Raw genomic sequence first — 16371 nt, forward strand, 5'->3', positions numbered from 1 at the left:
TTGCGGCGCGGCGGATGGCATTTATTGATATTCGTACCAATATGTTGGCGTTGCTGGTGATTAATACCCTGGTTTTGACCGGTAAAGGCGGTGTTTTTCAACTGGCATCCGTTGCCGTGATTAGTGGATTGCTATTGATGCAGCGGCGTTGGCGTGCCGCTGTGTTATTAGCGTTGTGTATGGGGGCGATGTCGCTGCTTTCAGCGGTGGCCAGCTTGGCTGGTTTGCCTTCCGGCGTGATGGTGCTGTTGGCGGCACTGATGTATGCCTGGCCCTATGTTATCGCCAGCTTTATGGGGTACTACTTTATCTGTGCCACTACGCCCAGCCGTCTGATTGCGGGCATGTATCGCCTGCATGCGCCACGCATGGTGATCATCCCGCTTGCGGTGATGCTGCGCTTTTTCCCGGTGCTATGGGAGGAGCAGCAGGCCATTCGCGGTGCCATGCGTTTACGGGGGTTGCCGGGTAGCGGCGGTATTTTGCTGCATCCTTGGCGCACGCTGGAGTACATTTTTATCCCGTTGATAGGCGTCATGTTGCGATCGGGTGAGGCCCTATCCGCCACTGCGTTAAGCCGGGGGCTAGGTAGCCCCAGTACGCCCTCCTCCATTTTGCGACTGAGATTTACCGTGGCAGATCTGCTGCTGGTCTTGCTGTGCATTGGGCTGGTGGTACTGTGTTTTTACTGTGGTGAGGCATAATGGACGACATCGTACTCGAACAGGTTAGCGTCACGTTTCCTGGTGCCGGGAGTCCCGCGCTCGATAGGGTCCGCCTGGGTGTCCGTCAGGGGGAATGTGTGCTGCTAACCGGGCATTGTGGTTGTGGAAAATCCACCCTGTTGCGCCTGATTAACGGAATAGTGCCGCATGTTATTCCTGGGGTGATTGAAGGGCGTATCAGCATCAATGGGATGAACCCGGCGGCAGAGAAACTTTATCGGTTGGGGCGTCAGGTTGCCACGGTTTATCAAAACCCACGTAGGCAATTTTTTTGCGCCGATCCGCTGGGTGAACTGGCATTCGGCAGCGAAAATGCCGGGCAGGAGCCAGCTGCTATCCTGGCGCGCGCAATCGGGATAGCGAAACGCCTGGGGATCGAGCATTTGCTGGCACGCAATATGTTTATGCTGTCAGGCGGAGAACTCCAGCGTATTGCCATTGGTTCGGCATTGATGGATCAACCCTCCATTCTTCTGCTGGATGAACCTGCATCCAATCTTGATACGCGCACTATTAGCGCTTTGGCGCAGATACTGCAAAGCCTGCGTAGCATCGGCATGACCATCATTATTGCCGAGCATCGGCTGTGGTTTTTACAGGGAGTAGTTGATCGTGTCCTTCGCTTGAGGCAGGGGCAAATTGTTGAAGATTTACCCGCCCACCAGTTCTGGCAACGCGATGATACGCTGCGTATGCAGCAAGGGCTGCGGGCTTTGACACCCCCCCAGCCAGCATCGCTTGCCGAACCTCCAGTTGGCAGTGGCGGGATTGTTTATCGGCACCCAGTCAAAGGGGCGCTGCACTTTCCTCGTGGCTGTGTCACGGTGCTGTTCGGCGAGAATGGCGCAGGGAAGAGTACGCTAGCCCGAAAGTTGGCGGGGGTGGAGAACACCCGCGACGAGATTTTGCTGGATGGAAAACCCTTTCCTCGCAGGCAGCGTTTACGGCGCTCATTTTTGGTGATGCAGGACGTTAACCGGCAGCTTTTTGCTGCCAGCGTGTTGCAGGAATTGCAGATGGGGTTGCACACCGTGAACGCTCAGTCTCTGGATAGGACCATCAATGATATGGAGCTGGGTGGCCTGCTGGATGTCCACCCGATGGCACTCTCCGGTGGGCAACAACAGCGCGTTGTGATTGCTTTGGCACTGCTGGAACAGCGCGAGGTATTTATCTTCGACGAACCCACGTCTGGGCTTGATTATACCGGGTTGATCCAGGTGGTTTCGCGATTAAAACAGCTGGCGAGTACGGGCGCAGTGGTGATCCTGATTACGCATGATGAGGAACTGAGCGCGTTATGCGCTGATTTTCAGATAGTGATGCCTTCATCGCTATCTTCTGAAATTTTCCTTCGGTAACATAGCCCTCTTTATTTCTGGTCAGGGCATTGTTATGAGTTTCAGACGCTGGTTGCCGCGCCGTTTTAATCCCGTTTTTGCCGCTTTCCTGCTGATTGCCTTCCTGACCGGCATTGCCGGAGCGCTGCAAGCCCCCACGCTGAGCCTGTTCCTGACCACTGAGGTAAAGGTGCGCCCGCTGTGGGTGGGCATGTTCTATACCGTGAATGCCATTGCCGGGATCATCGTCAGCTTCCTGTTGGCCAAGCGTTCGGATACCCGTGGCGATCGGCGCAAGCTGATCCTGGTGTGCTGTATCATGGCGGTGGGCAATAGCCTGCTGTTTGCGTTCAACCGTGATTACCTGACGTTGATCACCGCAGGCGTACTGCTGGCCGCCGTTGCCAATACCGCCATGCCGCAGATTTTTGCCCTGGCGCGGGAGTATGCGGACAGCTCGGCACGTGAAGTGGTGATGTTCAGTTCGGTGATGCGCGCCCAGCTTTCACTGGCCTGGGTGATCGGCCCGCCGCTGTCGTTTATGTTGGCACTGAACTACGGCTTTACCGTGATGTTTATGATTGCGGCGGCGATTTTTGCCATCAGCGTGCTGCTGGTGTGGTTGATATTGCCTTCGGTGCCTCGTGCCAACGTTGAGATCAGCATAGATTCTCCGCCTATTGCGCCAATCAGCGCCTGGCGCGATCCCGATGTGCGTCTGCTGTTTGTGGCCTCGATGCTGATGTGGACCTGCAACACCATGTATATCATCGATATGCCGTTGTATATCACCGCCGATCTGGGTTTGCCGGAACGGCTGGCAGGTTGGCTGATGGGCACGGCTGCCGGGCTGGAAATCCCAGCTATGCTGCTGGCGGGCTATTACGTCAAACGCTTTGGCAAACGCAATATGATGCTGTTTGCGGTTGCGGCGGGCGTGCTGTTTTATGCCGGGCTGGTGCTGTTCAAGTTCCAGTCGGCCCTGATGGTATTGCAGCTGTTCAATGCGGTGTTTATTGGCATTATTGCCGGGATCGGCATGTTGTATTTTCAGGATCTGATGCCGGGGCGGCCCGGTGCCGCGACCACCATGTTCACCAACAGCATTTCGACCGGGGTGATCCTGGCCGGTGTGCTGCAAGGCGCGCTGGTGGAAAACTTTGGGCACTATGCGGTTTACTACCTGATCACGCTGCTTGCGATCCTGGCACTGTGGATGTGTGCCAAAGTTCGCGAAGTGTGAGCTGTAACGCCCTGTTAGTTGATACATATCATTGAGAAAACAGCCGCTTTCTCACTAAGATAAATGGACTCAGAGCGTGAGCTTCGCGCTCTTACCCATCTTGCCATTAAGATGCCAATCCCGTTGATAAAAGTGGGTATGTTATGGATAAACTAACGCCGCTCAAACCGGTTCCCTCCCTCTGTGCCGTTATCGCCGCTCTACTGATCTGGTTTGTGATCCCTGTTCCCGAAGGGGTGGCACCGAATGCCTGGCATTTGCTGGCGCTGTTTATTGGGACCATCATTGCCATTATCGGTAAGGCGATGCCTATTGGTGCCGTCTCTATCATCGCTATTGCGCTGGTGGCAGTGACCGGAGTGACCAACCCCGGCAAGCCGGGGGCCGCACTGGACGACGCACTGAGCGGGTTCTCCAACCAACTCATCTGGCTGATCGGTTTCTCTATCATGATTTCCCTGAGCCTGAATAAAACCGGCCTGGGATCGCGCATTGGCTACTACTTTATCTCGCTGTTTGGCAAAAAAACGCTGGGGATCGCCTATGCGTTAACCCTGGCGGAAACCGTGCTGGCCCCGGTTACGCCGAGCAATACCGCCCGTGGCGGCGGGATCATCCACCCGATAATGAAATCGATAGCGGACAGCTTTGGCTCCAAGCCCGAGCTGAATACCTCCGGCAAGATTGGCCGCTATCTCTCGCTGGTGAACTACAACATCAACCCGATCACCTCGGCGATGTTTATCACCGCTACTGCTCCTAACCCTTTGATTGTCAATCTGATCGCCAAAGGTGCCGGTTCCGAGTTTGAACTGACCTGGGGTATGTGGGCGGTAGCGGCGTTGGTACCGGCGATCTGTTCGCTGCTCGTCATGCCGCTGGTGGTTTATTGGTTGTATCCACCGGAAATCAAAAGCACCCCGGATGCGCCACTGTTTGCCCAAGATAAGCTGCAAACTCTGGGGCGGATAACCCTGCCAGAGAAAATCACGCTGGGCGTGTTTGCCCTGTTGCTGGTGCTGTGGGCCGGGGTTCCGGCAATGGTTTTTGGCCCCGCTCTGGCGGTTAATCCGACGACGGCTGCGGTGATCGGCCTGGCGATCCTGCTGGCTACCGGCGTACTGAGCTGGGATGACGTGCTGAAACACAAAGGGGCCTGGGATACCGTGGTCTGGTTTGCCGCTTTGGTGATGATGGCGACCTACCTCGGCAAACTGGGGCTGATTGGCTGGCTGTCACAAACGGTGGGTTCGGGTATCGACCATATGGGAATGAGCTGGGTCGGCGGGACCATTCTGTTAACGCTTGTCTATCTCTATTCGCATTATTTCTTTGCCAGTACCACCGCGCACGTGACCGCCATGTTCGCCGCGTTCTTTGCCGCAGGTATTGCCCTTGGCGCACCACCGGCACTGCTTGGCCTGATCCTGGCCTTCTCGTCTTCACTGATGATGTCATTAACCCATTATGGTACTGGCACCGCGCCGATCATCTTTGGGTCGGGTTATACCACTCTGGGGGAATGGTGGAAAACCGGCTTTATCATGAGCGTGGTCAATCTGCTGATCTGGGCACTGATCGGGGGAATGTGGTGGAAGTGGCTAGGCTATTGGTGATTTTGATGAAAGCCTCACCCGCTGGGCGGCGGGTGAGGCTGAGGTTTAGTTCAGGAAGGCGGGTTGTTGCGCCTCGTAGCGGGAAATCTCCGCTTCGTGCTGCAACGTCAGGCCAATGCTGTCCAAACCGTTAATCATGCAGTGGCGGCGGAAGCTGTCGATCTCAAACGGGTAGCTTTTGCCCCCGGCATTTACCGTCTGGTTTTCCAGATCGACCACGAACTCCGTGCCTTCGTGCTCTGCCACCAGCTTAAACAGCGTATCCACATCCTGCTCGCTCAGTGTGACCGGCAGCAGCTGGTTGTTGAATGAGTTGCCGTAGAAGATATCCGCAAAGCTTGGTGCAATCACCACCTTAAAGCCGTAATCGGTCAGTGCCCATGGCGCGTGCTCACGGGAGGAGCCACAGCCAAAGTTTTCCCGGGCTAACAGGATGCTCGCTCCTTTGTAACGCGGAAGGTTCAGTACAAACTCGGGATTTGGCCGCTGACCCGCATCGTCCAGAAAGCGCCAGTCGTTGAACAGGTGCTGGCCGAAACCGGTGCGGGTGACTTTCTGCAGAAACTGCTTCGGGATAATGGCGTCGGTATCGACGTTGGCTGCGTCCAAAGGCACCACTAAGCCGGTATGTTGAGTAAATTTAGCCACGCTGGTGCTCCTTAGTGCAATTCACGGATGTCGGCAAAATGGCCGGTAACGGCGGCGGCGGCGGCCATCGCCGGGCTGACCAGATGAGTACGCCCACCGCGGCCCTGACGCCCTTCGAAGTTACGGTTGCTGGTTGAGGCACAGCGTTCGCCTGGGTTCAGACGGTCGTTGTTCATCGCCAGGCACATGGAGCAGCCCGGCAGACGCCATTCGAAACCGGCTTCGATAAAGATCTTGTCCAGACCTTCCTCTTCCGCCTGAGCTTTGACCGGGCCGGAGCCAGGCACCACAATCGCCTGCACGCCTGCGGCCACTTTACGGCCTTTGGCAATGGCGGCTGCGGCACGCAGATCTTCGATGCGTGAATTGGTGCAGGAACCGATAAACACTTTGTCGATTGCGACGTCAGTCAGTTTGATGCCGGGCTGCAGATCCATATAGGCCAACGCTTTTTCAGCCGAGGCACGTTCCACCGGATCGCTAAAGGAATCGGGGGTTGGGATCGCCTGATCGACCGCGATAACCTGCCCAGGGTTGGTGCCCCAGGTGACCTGTGGTGCGATATCTTCCGCCCGCAGGGTGATGGTGGTGTCAAATTTGGCTTCGGCGTCGGACTTCATGGTGCGCCAGTAGGCCACGGCCTGTTCCCAGTTTTCCCCGGTAGGAGCGAACTGGCGGCCTTTCAGGTAATTGAAGGTGGTGTCGTCTGGTGCCACCAGGCCCGCTTTGGCCCCCATCTCAATCGCCATGTTACACAGCGTCATGCGGCCTTCCATGCTCAACGCTTCGATAGCTTTGCCACAGAATTCCACCACGTGGCCAGTACCGCCAGCGCTGCCGGTTTTGCCGATCACGGCCAGCACGATATCTTTGGCGGTAATACCTTCTGCGGCATTGCCGGTGACTTCAATCTTCATCGTCTTGGCGCGGCCCTGCTTCAGGGTTTGGGTCGCCAGCACGTGTTCCACTTCCGAAGTACCGATACCGAACGCCAGCGAGCCAAAGGCGCCGTGCGTGGCGGTATGGGAGTCGCCACAGACGATGGTCATGCCCGGCAGCGTCATGCCTTGCTCAGGGCCGATAACGTGGACAATGCCCTGGAAGGGGTGGTTCAGGTCATACAGCGAGACGCCGAACTCCGCGCAGTTCTTGATCAGCTCCTGCATCTGAATACGGGCCATCTCGCCGCTGGCGTTGATGTCTTTGGTCTGGGTCGAAACGTTGTGATCCATGGTGGCAAAGGTCTTGCCCGGCTGACGCACTTTGCGGCCCATGGCACGCAGGCCATCAAAGGCTTGTGGGGAGGTCACTTCATGCACCAGATGACGATCGATGTACAGCAGCGGTGTCTCGTTTGGCGCTTCATGCACCACATGGGCATCGTACAATTTCTGATATAAGGTCTTGGCCATGATTTACGCCCCCTCAGCCACGAAGCGGGCAATGATATCGCCCATTTCACTGGTGCCGATGGCTTTGCCGGCACCGGCCAGATCGGCGGTACGGTAGCCCTGTTCCAACGCCTGATTAATGGCGCGTTCGATCGCATCTGCGGCTTCATCGGCACCCAGGCTGTAACGCAGCAGCAGAGTGGCCGACAGAATTTGCGCGATCGGGTTGGCAATGTCTTTGCCCGCGATGTCCGGAGCGGACCCACCTGCGGGTTCGTACAGGCCAAAACCTTGTTCGTTCAGGCTGGCGGAAGGCAGCATGCCCATTGAGCCGGTGATCATGGCGCATTCGTCCGACAGGATGTCGCCGAACAGGTTGGAACACAGCAACACGTCGAACTGGGACGGGTCTTTGATTAACTGCATGGTGGCGTTGTCGATATACATATGCGACAGCGATACATCCGGATAATCCTTGGCTACCTGGGTCACGACTTCACGCCACAGGATAGAGCTTTGCAACACGTTGGCTTTATCAATCGAGGTGACGATGTTGCGGCGCTTGCGGGCGGACTCAAAGGCGATACGGGCGATGCGTTCGATCTCAAAGCGGTGGTAGACCTCGGTATCAAAGGCACGCTCATGCATGCCCTGGCCTTCACGGCCTTTGGGTTGGCCGAAGTAGATACCACCGGTTAACTCACGCACGCACAGGATGTCGAAGCCACGTGCGGCGATATCGGCACGCAGCGGGCAAAAATCTTCCAGCCCTTGGTACAGGCGGGCAGGGCGCAGGTTGCTGAACAGTTTGAAGTGTTTACGCAGCGGCAGCAGTGCACCGCGCTCCGGCTGCTCTGCCGGTGGCAGGTGCTCCCATTTCGGGCCGCCCACCGAACCAAACAGGATGGCATCGGCCTGCTCGCAGCCGGCAACGGTCGCTGCGGGTAATGGGGTGCTGTGACGATCGATGGCAATACCGCCGACGTCATATTCACTGGTTGTGATGCGGATACCAAAGCGTTGGCGCACGGCATCCAACACTTTGTGGGCCTGAGCCATTACTTCCGGGCCGATCCCGTCTCCGGGCAAGACGGCAATGTGGTAGGTCTTAGTCATGTTCACACCGTTTCCTGATTATTTTGATGTTTGGTTTGCTGCAAGCGCTGCTTTTCTTTTTCTACTTGCTGAGAGCGCCAGATATTGTTCAATACGTGGATCATCGCCTTGGCAGAGGATTCCACAATATCGGTTGCCAGGCCCACGCCATGGAAGCGGCGGCCATTGTAAGACACCACGATATCAACCTGGCCCAGCGCGTCGCGGCCCTGGCCTTTGGCGGTCAGTTGGTATTTCACCAGCTCAATCGGGTAGTCGGTAATACGGTTGATGGCTTGGTAAACCGCATCGACCGGCCCATTGCCCGTGGCGGCTTCGGACTTCTCTTCGTCGCCACATTTCAGTTTGACCGAGGCGGTAGCCATAATGCTGCTGCCAGACTGCACGCTGAAGTATTCCAGGCTGAAATGTTCAGGCTCTTCCTGCTGCTTGTTGATAAATGCCAGGGCTTCCAGATCGTAGTCAAACACCTGGCCTTTCTTGTCGGCCAGCTTCAGGAAAGCCGCGTACAGCACGTCCAGATTGTAATCCTGCTCCTTGTAGCCCATCTCTTCCATGCGGTGTTTTACCGCCGCGCGGCCGGAACGGGAAGTCAGGTTCAACTGGACATCTTTCAGACCGATGGTCTGCGGGGTCATGATTTCGTAGTTCTCGCGGTTTTTCAGCACGCCGTCCTGGTGGATACCGGAGGAGTGAGCGAAGGCATTGGAACCGACGATGGCCTTGTTGGCCGGGATGGGCATATTGCACAGTTGGCTGACCAACTGGCTGGTGCGGTAGATTTCCTGATGATTGATATTGGTGTGCACCTGCATAAAGTCCTGGCGCACCTTGATGGCCATGATCACTTCTTCCAGTGAACAGTTACCGGCGCGTTCGCCGATGCCGTTCAAGGTGCCTTCGACCTGGCGGGCACCAGCCTGGACGGCAGCGATGGAGTTACCCACGGCCATGCCCAAATCGTCGTGGCAGTGGACGGAAATAATCGCTTTATCAATATTAGGCACGCGGTCGTACAGCGTAGTGATGATGCCGCCGAACTGGTTTGGCGTGGTGTAGCCAACGGTATCAGGAATATTAATGGTAGTGGCACCGGCGTTGATGGCGGCTTCTACTACGCGACACAGGTTATCAATGGGGGTACGGCCAGCGTCTTCACAGGAGAACTCTACGTCATCGGTATAGTTACGGGCGCGTTTCACGGAGCGCACCGCCATTTCCAGCACCTGGTCGAAAGAGCGCTTCAATTTGGATTCGATATGCAGGGTGGAGGTGGCCAGGAAGACGTGAATACGAAAAGCCTCGGCCACGCGTAACGCTTCGGCAGCGACGTCAATGTCGTTATCAACACAGCGTGCCAGACCACAAACGCGGCTGTTTTTGATCTGGCGGGCAATGGTCTGTACCGACTCAAAGTCCCCAGGAGAGGAGACTGGGAAGCCGACTTCCATTACATCGACACCCATTCTTTCCAGCGCCATGGCGATCTGGATTTTTTCTTTAACGCTCAGGCTCGCCTGCAGCGCCTGTTCACCATCACGCAATGTGGTATCGAAAATAATGACTTGCTGGCTCATCGTGTTGTTCCTTGTCGTGTTTGTTTCACGCTAAGCGGGTAAAAAAAAACCCGCGCAGTAGCGCGGGTTTTGCAGATGATGGGCTGAATCAGCTTTGAACCCCGTCCACCAGCGTACCGCGCACATAAGATGCGTTTAGTAGTAGGCCTAGTAGACGGTGAGTACGGATCATGGCGGTCAGCTTCTCTAAAATTGTTTCGTTGCCTAATTTGATACTTTATTGGCCGGGGCATGTCAACACCTGATTAAAACAGGGGTATTGAAAAGCGCGGCACCAACGGGGATGGCACTAGTTGGAAACTCGGCAAAACCCCCCAGAGCCAGTGCTAAACCCGCTGATGATCGGCAGTTTATTAGCATAAATGGTTTGAAAGCGACACTGTCGCATTGATTAACAAAACTACTCGGTTAACATTTATCGTTGGCGCAAAAAAACAGCAAACGGGGGTTTGATTGGAGGTTGATGTTGCGGGTTTATCATTCACAGTGTCAATTTGTTGGTGTTAATTTATTCATTGTTCGTATTTTTAACGCTGAACTGAGTGGCTACAATCAATTAAGTGATGCTAAAGATATCTATTTTGCTCTGGTATGATTGTCCATTAACTCATTTTATGGTCTGATCCAGAGGTTGATGAGTACCCAACAGGTATCCATAACTCAGGTGTTTTGCCTGCCAATTTTGTTTGTATGCCATCGGCGAGTTGCGAGCCGATGTGCCAAGGCTACCTACCAACGAACAATGCCTAATATGCACCGCTGTGTCATATTTTTATAGGATGATGCCCGATTGCTATCTTACGAGGGTAGTCAAAAGGGATAACTAATTTCGCTGTGTGGGAATAACGTAAGTGTGTCTTTTCCCGTTATTCCCTTGCGCGCTAGCGGGATTATCTACATGGGACTTAGTGGAGTTTGGATATGTCCGAATATAATTCAGGAACTGTCTTGAGGAAAGAAAACGGTGATATTCATTTGCGCAGTGTGGATCTTAATTTACTCACTGTTTTTGATGCGGTTATGCAGATGCAGAATATTACCAAAGCGGCAAATTCCTTAGGGATGTCGCAGCCTGCGGTCAGCAATGCCGTATCGCGGCTGAAAATCATGTTCAATGATGAACTGTTTGTCCGCTTCGGCCGTGGCATTCAGCCTACTATGCGCGCCCGCCAACTTTTTGGCCCGGTACGCCAGGCACTGCAGCTGGTACAAAATGAGCTGCCAGGCGCTGGTTTTGATGCCCTGAGCAGCGAACGCCTCTTTGTGCTTTCTGTCTGCAGCCCGCTAGATATACGTCTGACTGCCAAAATAATTAACAACGTCAAGAGCATGGCTCCCAACGTGCAAATACAGACCAAGTCTTACATGAGCAATAACATCGAGCATCAGTTACGCTATCAGGAAACCGAGTTTGTTATTGGCTACAGCCGCCTTGAGCATCCCGAGTTTCAGGATATTGCCTTATTCGATGATGAATTGACCCTGGTTGCCGCGCAGTCTCATCCACGGCTGGTGGGCACCATTAGCCAGAAACAAATGCTGGCGGAACATCATGCCGTCATTGCATTAGAGCGTTTCTGTTCCTTCAGCAAACCCTACTATCTTGATGAAACCATACAACGCAGTGTCACTCAGCAATGTACCGACCTGTTCAGCGTATTGAATCTCGTTGCCATGACCGAGATGGTGGCAATTGCTCCCCGTTGGTTTGCTCAGCAGCACGCGCAAGCCTTGCAGCTAAAATTAATTCCGCTGCCCTGGGAGAGAAAAACCATCACCTGTTATCTTTCCTGGCATGAGTCTGCCGAGCGTGATGAAGGCCATCAATGGATGAAGTCTGTACTTAGCCAAGCTGGTGTATTGCGCTAATGAGTGATTTATTGGCCCAGCGCGCTTTCGAGTGCGTCGGGTTGATAATGGATAGCGCGACGGATTAATAAGAATGGGGTTAAGGAAAATTAAGATTATTCCTTGTGGTGGCATCATTGGAAATATCATTTACCCGCGAGGGTTAATTAATTTGAGCAACTGAAACTCTATTCTGCTCCAAACGACACTGCCGCTATTTTAACCTGTCACCTCTCCCTTCTTATCGTCGATCCCACTTTGTCTGTTTGGCATAAACCTTTTGCACTCCCTTTTGTCCAAGATCAAGAGAAGTGAGTACAAGCGCGTTTTAGCTCACACTTCGACGCTGAAATCCCTTTTCCCACAGCCAGAGACTAGGTAGACTGCGAAAAAAAAGTAAACACGTGTAAGCTGAGATGTGAGCGCTTTCGCTCCGATCGCGGTTAACTGATTGATTAATTTCAGGCTTAGAGCGCTATGACCAATACCTTGCAGCATTACCATCAGGTCGAACGTATACAGCATCAAATTGCTAACCGTGCCGAACATACGGCTTTCCGTCAGTGGTCTCCGCAGGGGGAAACACGGCTGACCTGGTCTCAGGTCGGGGCGCATATGCAACATATTGCCTGCGCCTTGCTGGCACTGGGCGTCGAGGTACAGGAACGTATCGCGATTTTTGCCAATAACAGCATGGCCTGGTCGTTGGCCGATCTGGCGATCCTCGAACTGCGGGCGGTCAGCGTGCCGCTTTATGCCACCAACACTCCGGCTCAGGCGGCATTTATCATTAACGATGCCGATATCCGCATTCTGTTTGTCGGCGAACAAGAACAGTTGGATGCTGCTATTGCGCTGCGTGGCGTATGTCCGCAACTGACCCACATTATTGTCTTTGATGCTTCAGCCGATTTGCGCGGCTGTGAGATTGCTCAACACCTGCATCATTTCGAACGTCTTGCGGATATCGAGCGTTTCGATGCCCAGCGTCAGCAAAGAATTGCCGAGCGCGATTTGCAGGATTTGTTCACCCTTATCTACACCTCAGGCACCACCGGGGAGCCGAAAGGCGTGATGCTTGACTACCGCAATATGGCCGCACAGCTGCAGCTGCATGACGATCGCCTGACGGTGACGGCGGATGACGTTTCCCTCAGCTTTCTGCCACTGTCACACGTGTTTGAACGTGCCTGGAGCTTCTTTATCATGCATTCGGGCGCGCAGAACGTTTATCTGCCCAATACCGACTGGGTGCGGGAAGCGATGGCCGATGTCAAACCGACCCTGATGTGCGCAGTGCCCCGCTTTTATGAAAAAATCTTCAGTGCGGTGCATGAAAAGGTCGCACGTGCGCCTTGGTTGCGGCGTGCCTTATTCCACTGGGCCATCGTCTGCGGTGAACGCAAGTTCCTCCAGGAAAGGGCTGGAAAACCGTTAGGCAAGCTGTTCGATCTCTCTCACCGCTGGGCTGACAAGCTGGTGTTAAGCAAGCTGCGGGGGATCCTGGGAGGGCGGGTGCGCTTCTTGCCTGCGGCCGGTGCCAAGCTTGATGACAACGTCATCCTGTTCTTCCAGGCGATGGGCATTAACATCAAATACGGCTACGGCATGACGGAAACCTGTGCCACGGTCTCCTGTTGGGAAGAGAACAACTTCCGCTTTGGCTCGATCGGCAAGCCGCTACCCGGCGTGGAAGTGCGCATCGGTGATGAAAATGAAATCCAGGTGCGTGGGCCAATCGTGATGCGAGGCTATTTCAATAAACCGTTGGAGACGGCCGATAGCTTTACCGCAGACGGCTGGCTGAAAACCGGTGATGCCGGCATGATCGACGATGGCGGCAACCTGTTTATTACCGAGCGGCTGAAGGATCTGATGAAGACTTCCGGCGGCAAATACATTGCGCCACAGATGCTGGAAGGTACCCTGGCGCAGGATCGTTTTATCGAACAGGTCGCGATCGTTGCCGATGCACGCAAATTTGTCTCCGCGCTGATCGTTCCGAGCTTTGAGTCGTTGGAAGAGTATGCCAAATCGGTCAATCTGAAGTATCAGGATCGGATCGAACTGCTGCGCAACAGCCATATCATCGAAATGTTCGAAAAGCGTCTGCGGGAGATGCAAAAAGAGTTGGCCCTGTTTGAGCAGGTGAAGAAATTTACCCTGCTGCCGGCGGCCTTCTCGATGGAATTGGGGGAGCTGACCCCGACGCTGAAGCTGCGCCGCAAGGTGATCCTACAGCGTTATCAGCATGAAATAGAGTCGATGTATCAGGAAAAGTGATGATAGGGGCGGCAGGCGGACGAAAAATCCCCAGTCGCCCTTGCCTGATATAGTTCTGTAATTACCCCCACCCTCGAAATAATGCCTAGATGGACAACCGCTCAGCTAGTGCATAGTTTTGCCAAGCCGCACTTCTCCAGCCTGATGGCAATACCCTTGCCCACGATAAGCCATTTTGCCGTTTGCTTGCCCCATATTCTGACGCTATGTTAAGAGTCCAAAACGTCCATAAGATTGTTGGGGCCATGCCCCAGACAGGACAGGCGCTACGTTCCGGCGTCAGACAAGAACAAGCTATGTAAGCCTGGAGGCAAACCCATGGAAATATTGTCAGGAGCCGAGATGGTCGTCCGATCGCTGATCGATCAGGGCGTTAAGCATGTATTCGGCTATCCGGGCGGGGCGGTACTCGATATCTATGATGCCCTGCACACGGTGGGGGGCATCGATCATATTCTGGTGCGCCACGAGCAAGGGGCGGTGCATATGGCCGATGGCTATGCGCGAGCGACCGGCGAAGTGGGCGTAGTGCTGGTCACTTCCGGTCCTGGAGCCACCAACGCCATTACCGGCATCGCCACCGCCTATATGGATTCCATCCCGATGGTGGTGCTATCTGGCCAGGTGCCGAGCTCGCTGATTGGCTACGATGCCTTCCAGGAGTGCGACATGGTGGGGATCTCCCGCCCGGTGGTAAAACACAGCTTCCTGGTCAAGCGTACCGAAGACATTCCCGCCGTGCTGAAAAAGGCGTTTTACCTGGCTTCTACCGGCCGTCCTGGCCCTGTGGTGGTCGATCTGCCGAAGGATATCGTTGGCCCGGCGGTAAGAATGCCCTACGCGTATCCGCAAGACGTCAGCATGCGTTCCTACAACCCGACGGTGCAAGGCCATCGCGGGCAGATCAAACGCGCTCTACAGACCATTCTGGCGGCTAAAAAGCCCATCATGTATGTGGGCGGCGGCGCTATCAATTCAGAGTGCCATGAAGAGTTGCTGCAACTGGCGGAAAAGCTGAACCTGCCGGTCACCTGTACGCTGATGGGCCTGGGGGCGTTCCCGGGGACTCATCGCCAAAGCGTCGGTATGCTGGGTATGCACGGTACCTATGAAGCCAACAAGACCATGCATCATTCCGACGTGATTTTTGCCGTCGGGGTGCGCTTTGACGATCGCACTACCAATAACCTGGCCAAATACTGCCCGGATGCCACGGTACTGCATATCGATATTGACCCGACCTCCATTTCCAAAACGGTGGATGCCGATATTCCTATCGTTGGCGATGCCAAACAGGTGCTGACGCAGATGCTGGAACTGCTGGCGCAGGAGAGTAAAGCGCAGGATTTCGATGCGCTGCGTGACTGGTGGCAGTCCATTGAACAGTGGCGCGCGCGTGATTGCCTGGGCTACAACAAAGACAGTGGCACCATCAAACCTCAGGCGGTGATCGAAACGCTGCACCGTCTGACCAAGGGTGATGCCTATGTCACCTCCGACGTTGGCCAGCATCAGATGTTTGCCGCGCTCTATTATCCGTTCGATAAACCGCGCCGTTGGATCAACTCTGGCGGCCTGGGCACCATGGGCTTTGGTTTGCCAGCTGCCCTGGGGGTAAAACTGGCATTGCCGGGCGAAACGGTGGTGTGCGTCACCGGTGATGGCAGCATACAAATGAATATCCAGGAGTTGTCCACGGCTCTGCAGTACAACCTGCCGGTGGTGGTGGTCAACCTGAATAACCGCTACCTGGGCATGGTGAAACAGTGGCAGGACATGATCTATTCTGGCCGCCATTCGCAGTCCTATATGGATTCCTTGCCGGACTTCGTCAAGCTGGCCGAAGCCTATGGCCATGTCGGCATCGCCATTCGTACCCCGGATGAGCTGGAAAGCAAGCTGGCGCAGGCGCTGGCTGAAAAAGAACGTCTGGTGTTTGTCGATGTGACCGTCGACGAGACCGAACATGTTTATCCAATGCAGATCCGCGGTGGAAGCATGGACGAAATGTGGCTAAGCAAAACGGAGAGAACCTGATGAAGCGCCGTATCTTATCGGTATTACTGGAAAACGAATCCGGTGCGTTGTCGCGCGTCGTTGGGCTGTTCTCTCAGCGTGGCTACAACATCGAAAGCCTGACGGTCGCTCCTACCGATGATCCAACCTTGTCGCGCATGACGATCCAGACGGTGGGTGATGAAAAGGTGCTGGAGCAGATAGAGAAGCAGTTGCATAAGCTGGTTGACGTGCTGCGTGTTAGTGAGCTGGTGCAGGGGGCTCACGTTGAGCGTGAAATCATGCTGGTGAAGCTGCAGGCCAGTGGCTACGGACGTGAAGAGGTGAAACGCAGCACGGACATCTTCCGTGGACAGATTGTGGATGTTACCTCGTCGCTGTACACCGTGCAGTTGGCGGGGACCAGCGATAAGCTGGACGCCTTCCTCAACGCCGTACGTGAAGTGGCAGAAATCGTTGAAGTGGCCCGCTCGGGGATTGTGGGTGTGTCACGCGGCGACAAGATTATGCGCTGATAGCGGGTTTTCTGCACTGTATCGAGGGCGTGGCGGGCTTGCTACGCCCTTTC

Annotated in this window: 12 protein-coding genes; 8 read left to right on the plus strand and 4 right to left on the minus strand. The window is 54.8% G+C overall.

Annotated features, from left to right (window positions below; all coding sequences use genetic code 11):
• Positions 1-14: 14 nt before the first annotated feature.
• From ABIE29_RS02295 to ABIE29_RS02310, 4 genes are all read left to right on the plus strand, one after another.
• Entirely contained in the window at positions 15-704 is a 690-nt protein-coding gene (locus ABIE29_RS02295) for an energy-coupling factor transporter transmembrane component T (protein ID WP_429616640.1), read from the plus strand.
• Positions 704-2086 (plus strand): ABC transporter ATP-binding protein, encoded by a 1383-nt coding sequence (locus ABIE29_RS02300; protein ID WP_429616641.1) that lies wholly within the window; start codon positions 704-706, stop codon positions 2084-2086. The genes ABIE29_RS02295 and ABIE29_RS02300 overlap by 1 nt, the downstream gene beginning before the upstream one ends.
• Before the next feature lie 34 nt (positions 2087-2120).
• Positions 2121-3308, plus strand: a complete 1188-nt coding sequence (locus ABIE29_RS02305) for a sugar efflux transporter (protein WP_429616642.1) — start codon at positions 2121-2123, stop codon at positions 3306-3308.
• Positions 3309-3451: 143 nt separating this feature from the next.
• Positions 3452-4924 (plus strand): anion permease, encoded by a 1473-nt coding sequence (locus ABIE29_RS02310; protein ID WP_429616643.1) that lies wholly within the window; start codon positions 3452-3454, stop codon positions 4922-4924.
• Positions 4925-4969: 45 nt separating this feature from the next.
• On the opposite strand, the gene leuD is transcribed toward ABIE29_RS02310, so the two are convergent.
• Genes leuD through leuA form a run of 4 tightly spaced genes read right to left on the minus strand, consistent with a single transcriptional unit; the run spans position 4970 to position 9656 of the window.
• The gene (gene leuD / locus ABIE29_RS02315; RefSeq protein WP_429616644.1) at positions 4970-5572 is read right to left on the minus strand and encodes a 3-isopropylmalate dehydratase small subunit; all 603 of its coding nucleotides are present in this window, start codon (positions 5570-5572) and stop codon (positions 4970-4972) included.
• 11 nt (positions 5573-5583) lie between these two features.
• A complete protein-coding gene (leuC, locus tag ABIE29_RS02320; protein ID WP_429616645.1) occupies positions 5584-6984 on the minus strand; it encodes a 3-isopropylmalate dehydratase large subunit in 1401 nt (466 codons plus the stop codon).
• Between the two features lie 3 nt (positions 6985-6987).
• Positions 6988-8079 carry a 3-isopropylmalate dehydrogenase gene (leuB, locus tag ABIE29_RS02325; RefSeq protein WP_429616646.1) on the minus strand — a complete coding sequence of 364 codons (1092 nt, stop codon included), beginning with the start codon at positions 8077-8079 and terminating at the stop codon, positions 6988-6990.
• 2 nt (positions 8080-8081) lie between these two features.
• Positions 8082-9656 carry a 2-isopropylmalate synthase gene (gene leuA / locus ABIE29_RS02330; protein ID WP_021179308.1) on the minus strand — a complete coding sequence of 525 codons (1575 nt, stop codon included), beginning with the start codon at positions 9654-9656 and terminating at the stop codon, positions 8082-8084.
• Between the two features lie 921 nt (positions 9657-10577).
• Here leuA and leuO point away from each other — a divergent pair.
• From leuO to ilvN, 4 genes are all read left to right on the plus strand, one after another.
• The gene (leuO, locus tag ABIE29_RS02335; protein WP_429616647.1) at positions 10578-11525 is read left to right on the plus strand and encodes a transcriptional regulator LeuO; all 948 of its coding nucleotides are present in this window, start codon (positions 10578-10580) and stop codon (positions 11523-11525) included.
• A gap of 456 nt (positions 11526-11981) precedes the next feature.
• Entirely contained in the window at positions 11982-13787 is a 1806-nt protein-coding gene (locus ABIE29_RS02340; protein ID WP_429616648.1) for an AMP-dependent synthetase/ligase, read from the plus strand.
• Between the two features lie 318 nt (positions 13788-14105).
• Positions 14106-15824, plus strand: coding sequence for an acetolactate synthase 3 large subunit (ilvI, locus tag ABIE29_RS02345; protein ID WP_429616649.1), 1719 nt, complete (start codon positions 14106-14108; stop codon positions 15822-15824).
• Positions 15824-16318 carry an acetolactate synthase small subunit gene (gene ilvN, locus ABIE29_RS02350; RefSeq protein WP_021179312.1) on the plus strand — a complete coding sequence of 165 codons (495 nt, stop codon included), beginning with the start codon at positions 15824-15826 and terminating at the stop codon, positions 16316-16318. The genes ilvI and ilvN overlap by 1 nt, the downstream gene beginning before the upstream one ends.
• Positions 16319-16371: the final 53 nt, after the last annotated feature.

Source organism: Serratia sp. 2723 (genome assembly GCF_050434425.1).
Taxonomy (GTDB): domain Bacteria; phylum Pseudomonadota; class Gammaproteobacteria; order Enterobacterales; family Enterobacteriaceae; genus Chania.

Excerpts from the sequence above, each read along its gene's own strand:
- ABIE29_RS02295 (WP_429616640.1), top strand. The coding sequence starts at position 15 with ATGGCATTTATTGATATTCGTACCAATATGTTGGCGTTGCTGGTGATT.
- ABIE29_RS02300 (WP_429616641.1), top strand. The coding sequence starts at position 704 with ATGGACGACATCGTACTCGAACAGGTTAGCGTCACGTTTCCTGGTGCC.
- ABIE29_RS02305 (WP_429616642.1), top strand. The coding sequence starts at position 2,121 with ATGAGTTTCAGACGCTGGTTGCCGCGCCGTTTTAATCCCGTTTTTGCC.
- ABIE29_RS02310 (WP_429616643.1), top strand. The coding sequence starts at position 3,452 with ATGGATAAACTAACGCCGCTCAAACCGGTTCCCTCCCTCTGTGCCGTT.
- leuC (WP_429616645.1), bottom strand. The coding sequence starts at position 6,984 with ATGGCCAAGACCTTATATCAGAAATTGTACGATGCCCATGTGGTGCAT.
- leuB (WP_429616646.1), bottom strand. The coding sequence starts at position 8,079 with ATGACTAAGACCTACCACATTGCCGTCTTGCCCGGAGACGGGATCGGC.
- leuA (WP_021179308.1), bottom strand. The coding sequence starts at position 9,656 with ATGAGCCAGCAAGTCATTATTTTCGATACCACATTGCGTGATGGTGAA.
- leuO (WP_429616647.1), top strand. The coding sequence starts at position 10,578 with ATGTCCGAATATAATTCAGGAACTGTCTTGAGGAAAGAAAACGGTGAT.
- ABIE29_RS02340 (WP_429616648.1), top strand. The coding sequence starts at position 11,982 with ATGACCAATACCTTGCAGCATTACCATCAGGTCGAACGTATACAGCAT.
- ilvI (WP_429616649.1), top strand. The coding sequence starts at position 14,106 with ATGGAAATATTGTCAGGAGCCGAGATGGTCGTCCGATCGCTGATCGAT.
- ilvN (WP_021179312.1), top strand. The coding sequence starts at position 15,824 with ATGAAGCGCCGTATCTTATCGGTATTACTGGAAAACGAATCCGGTGCG.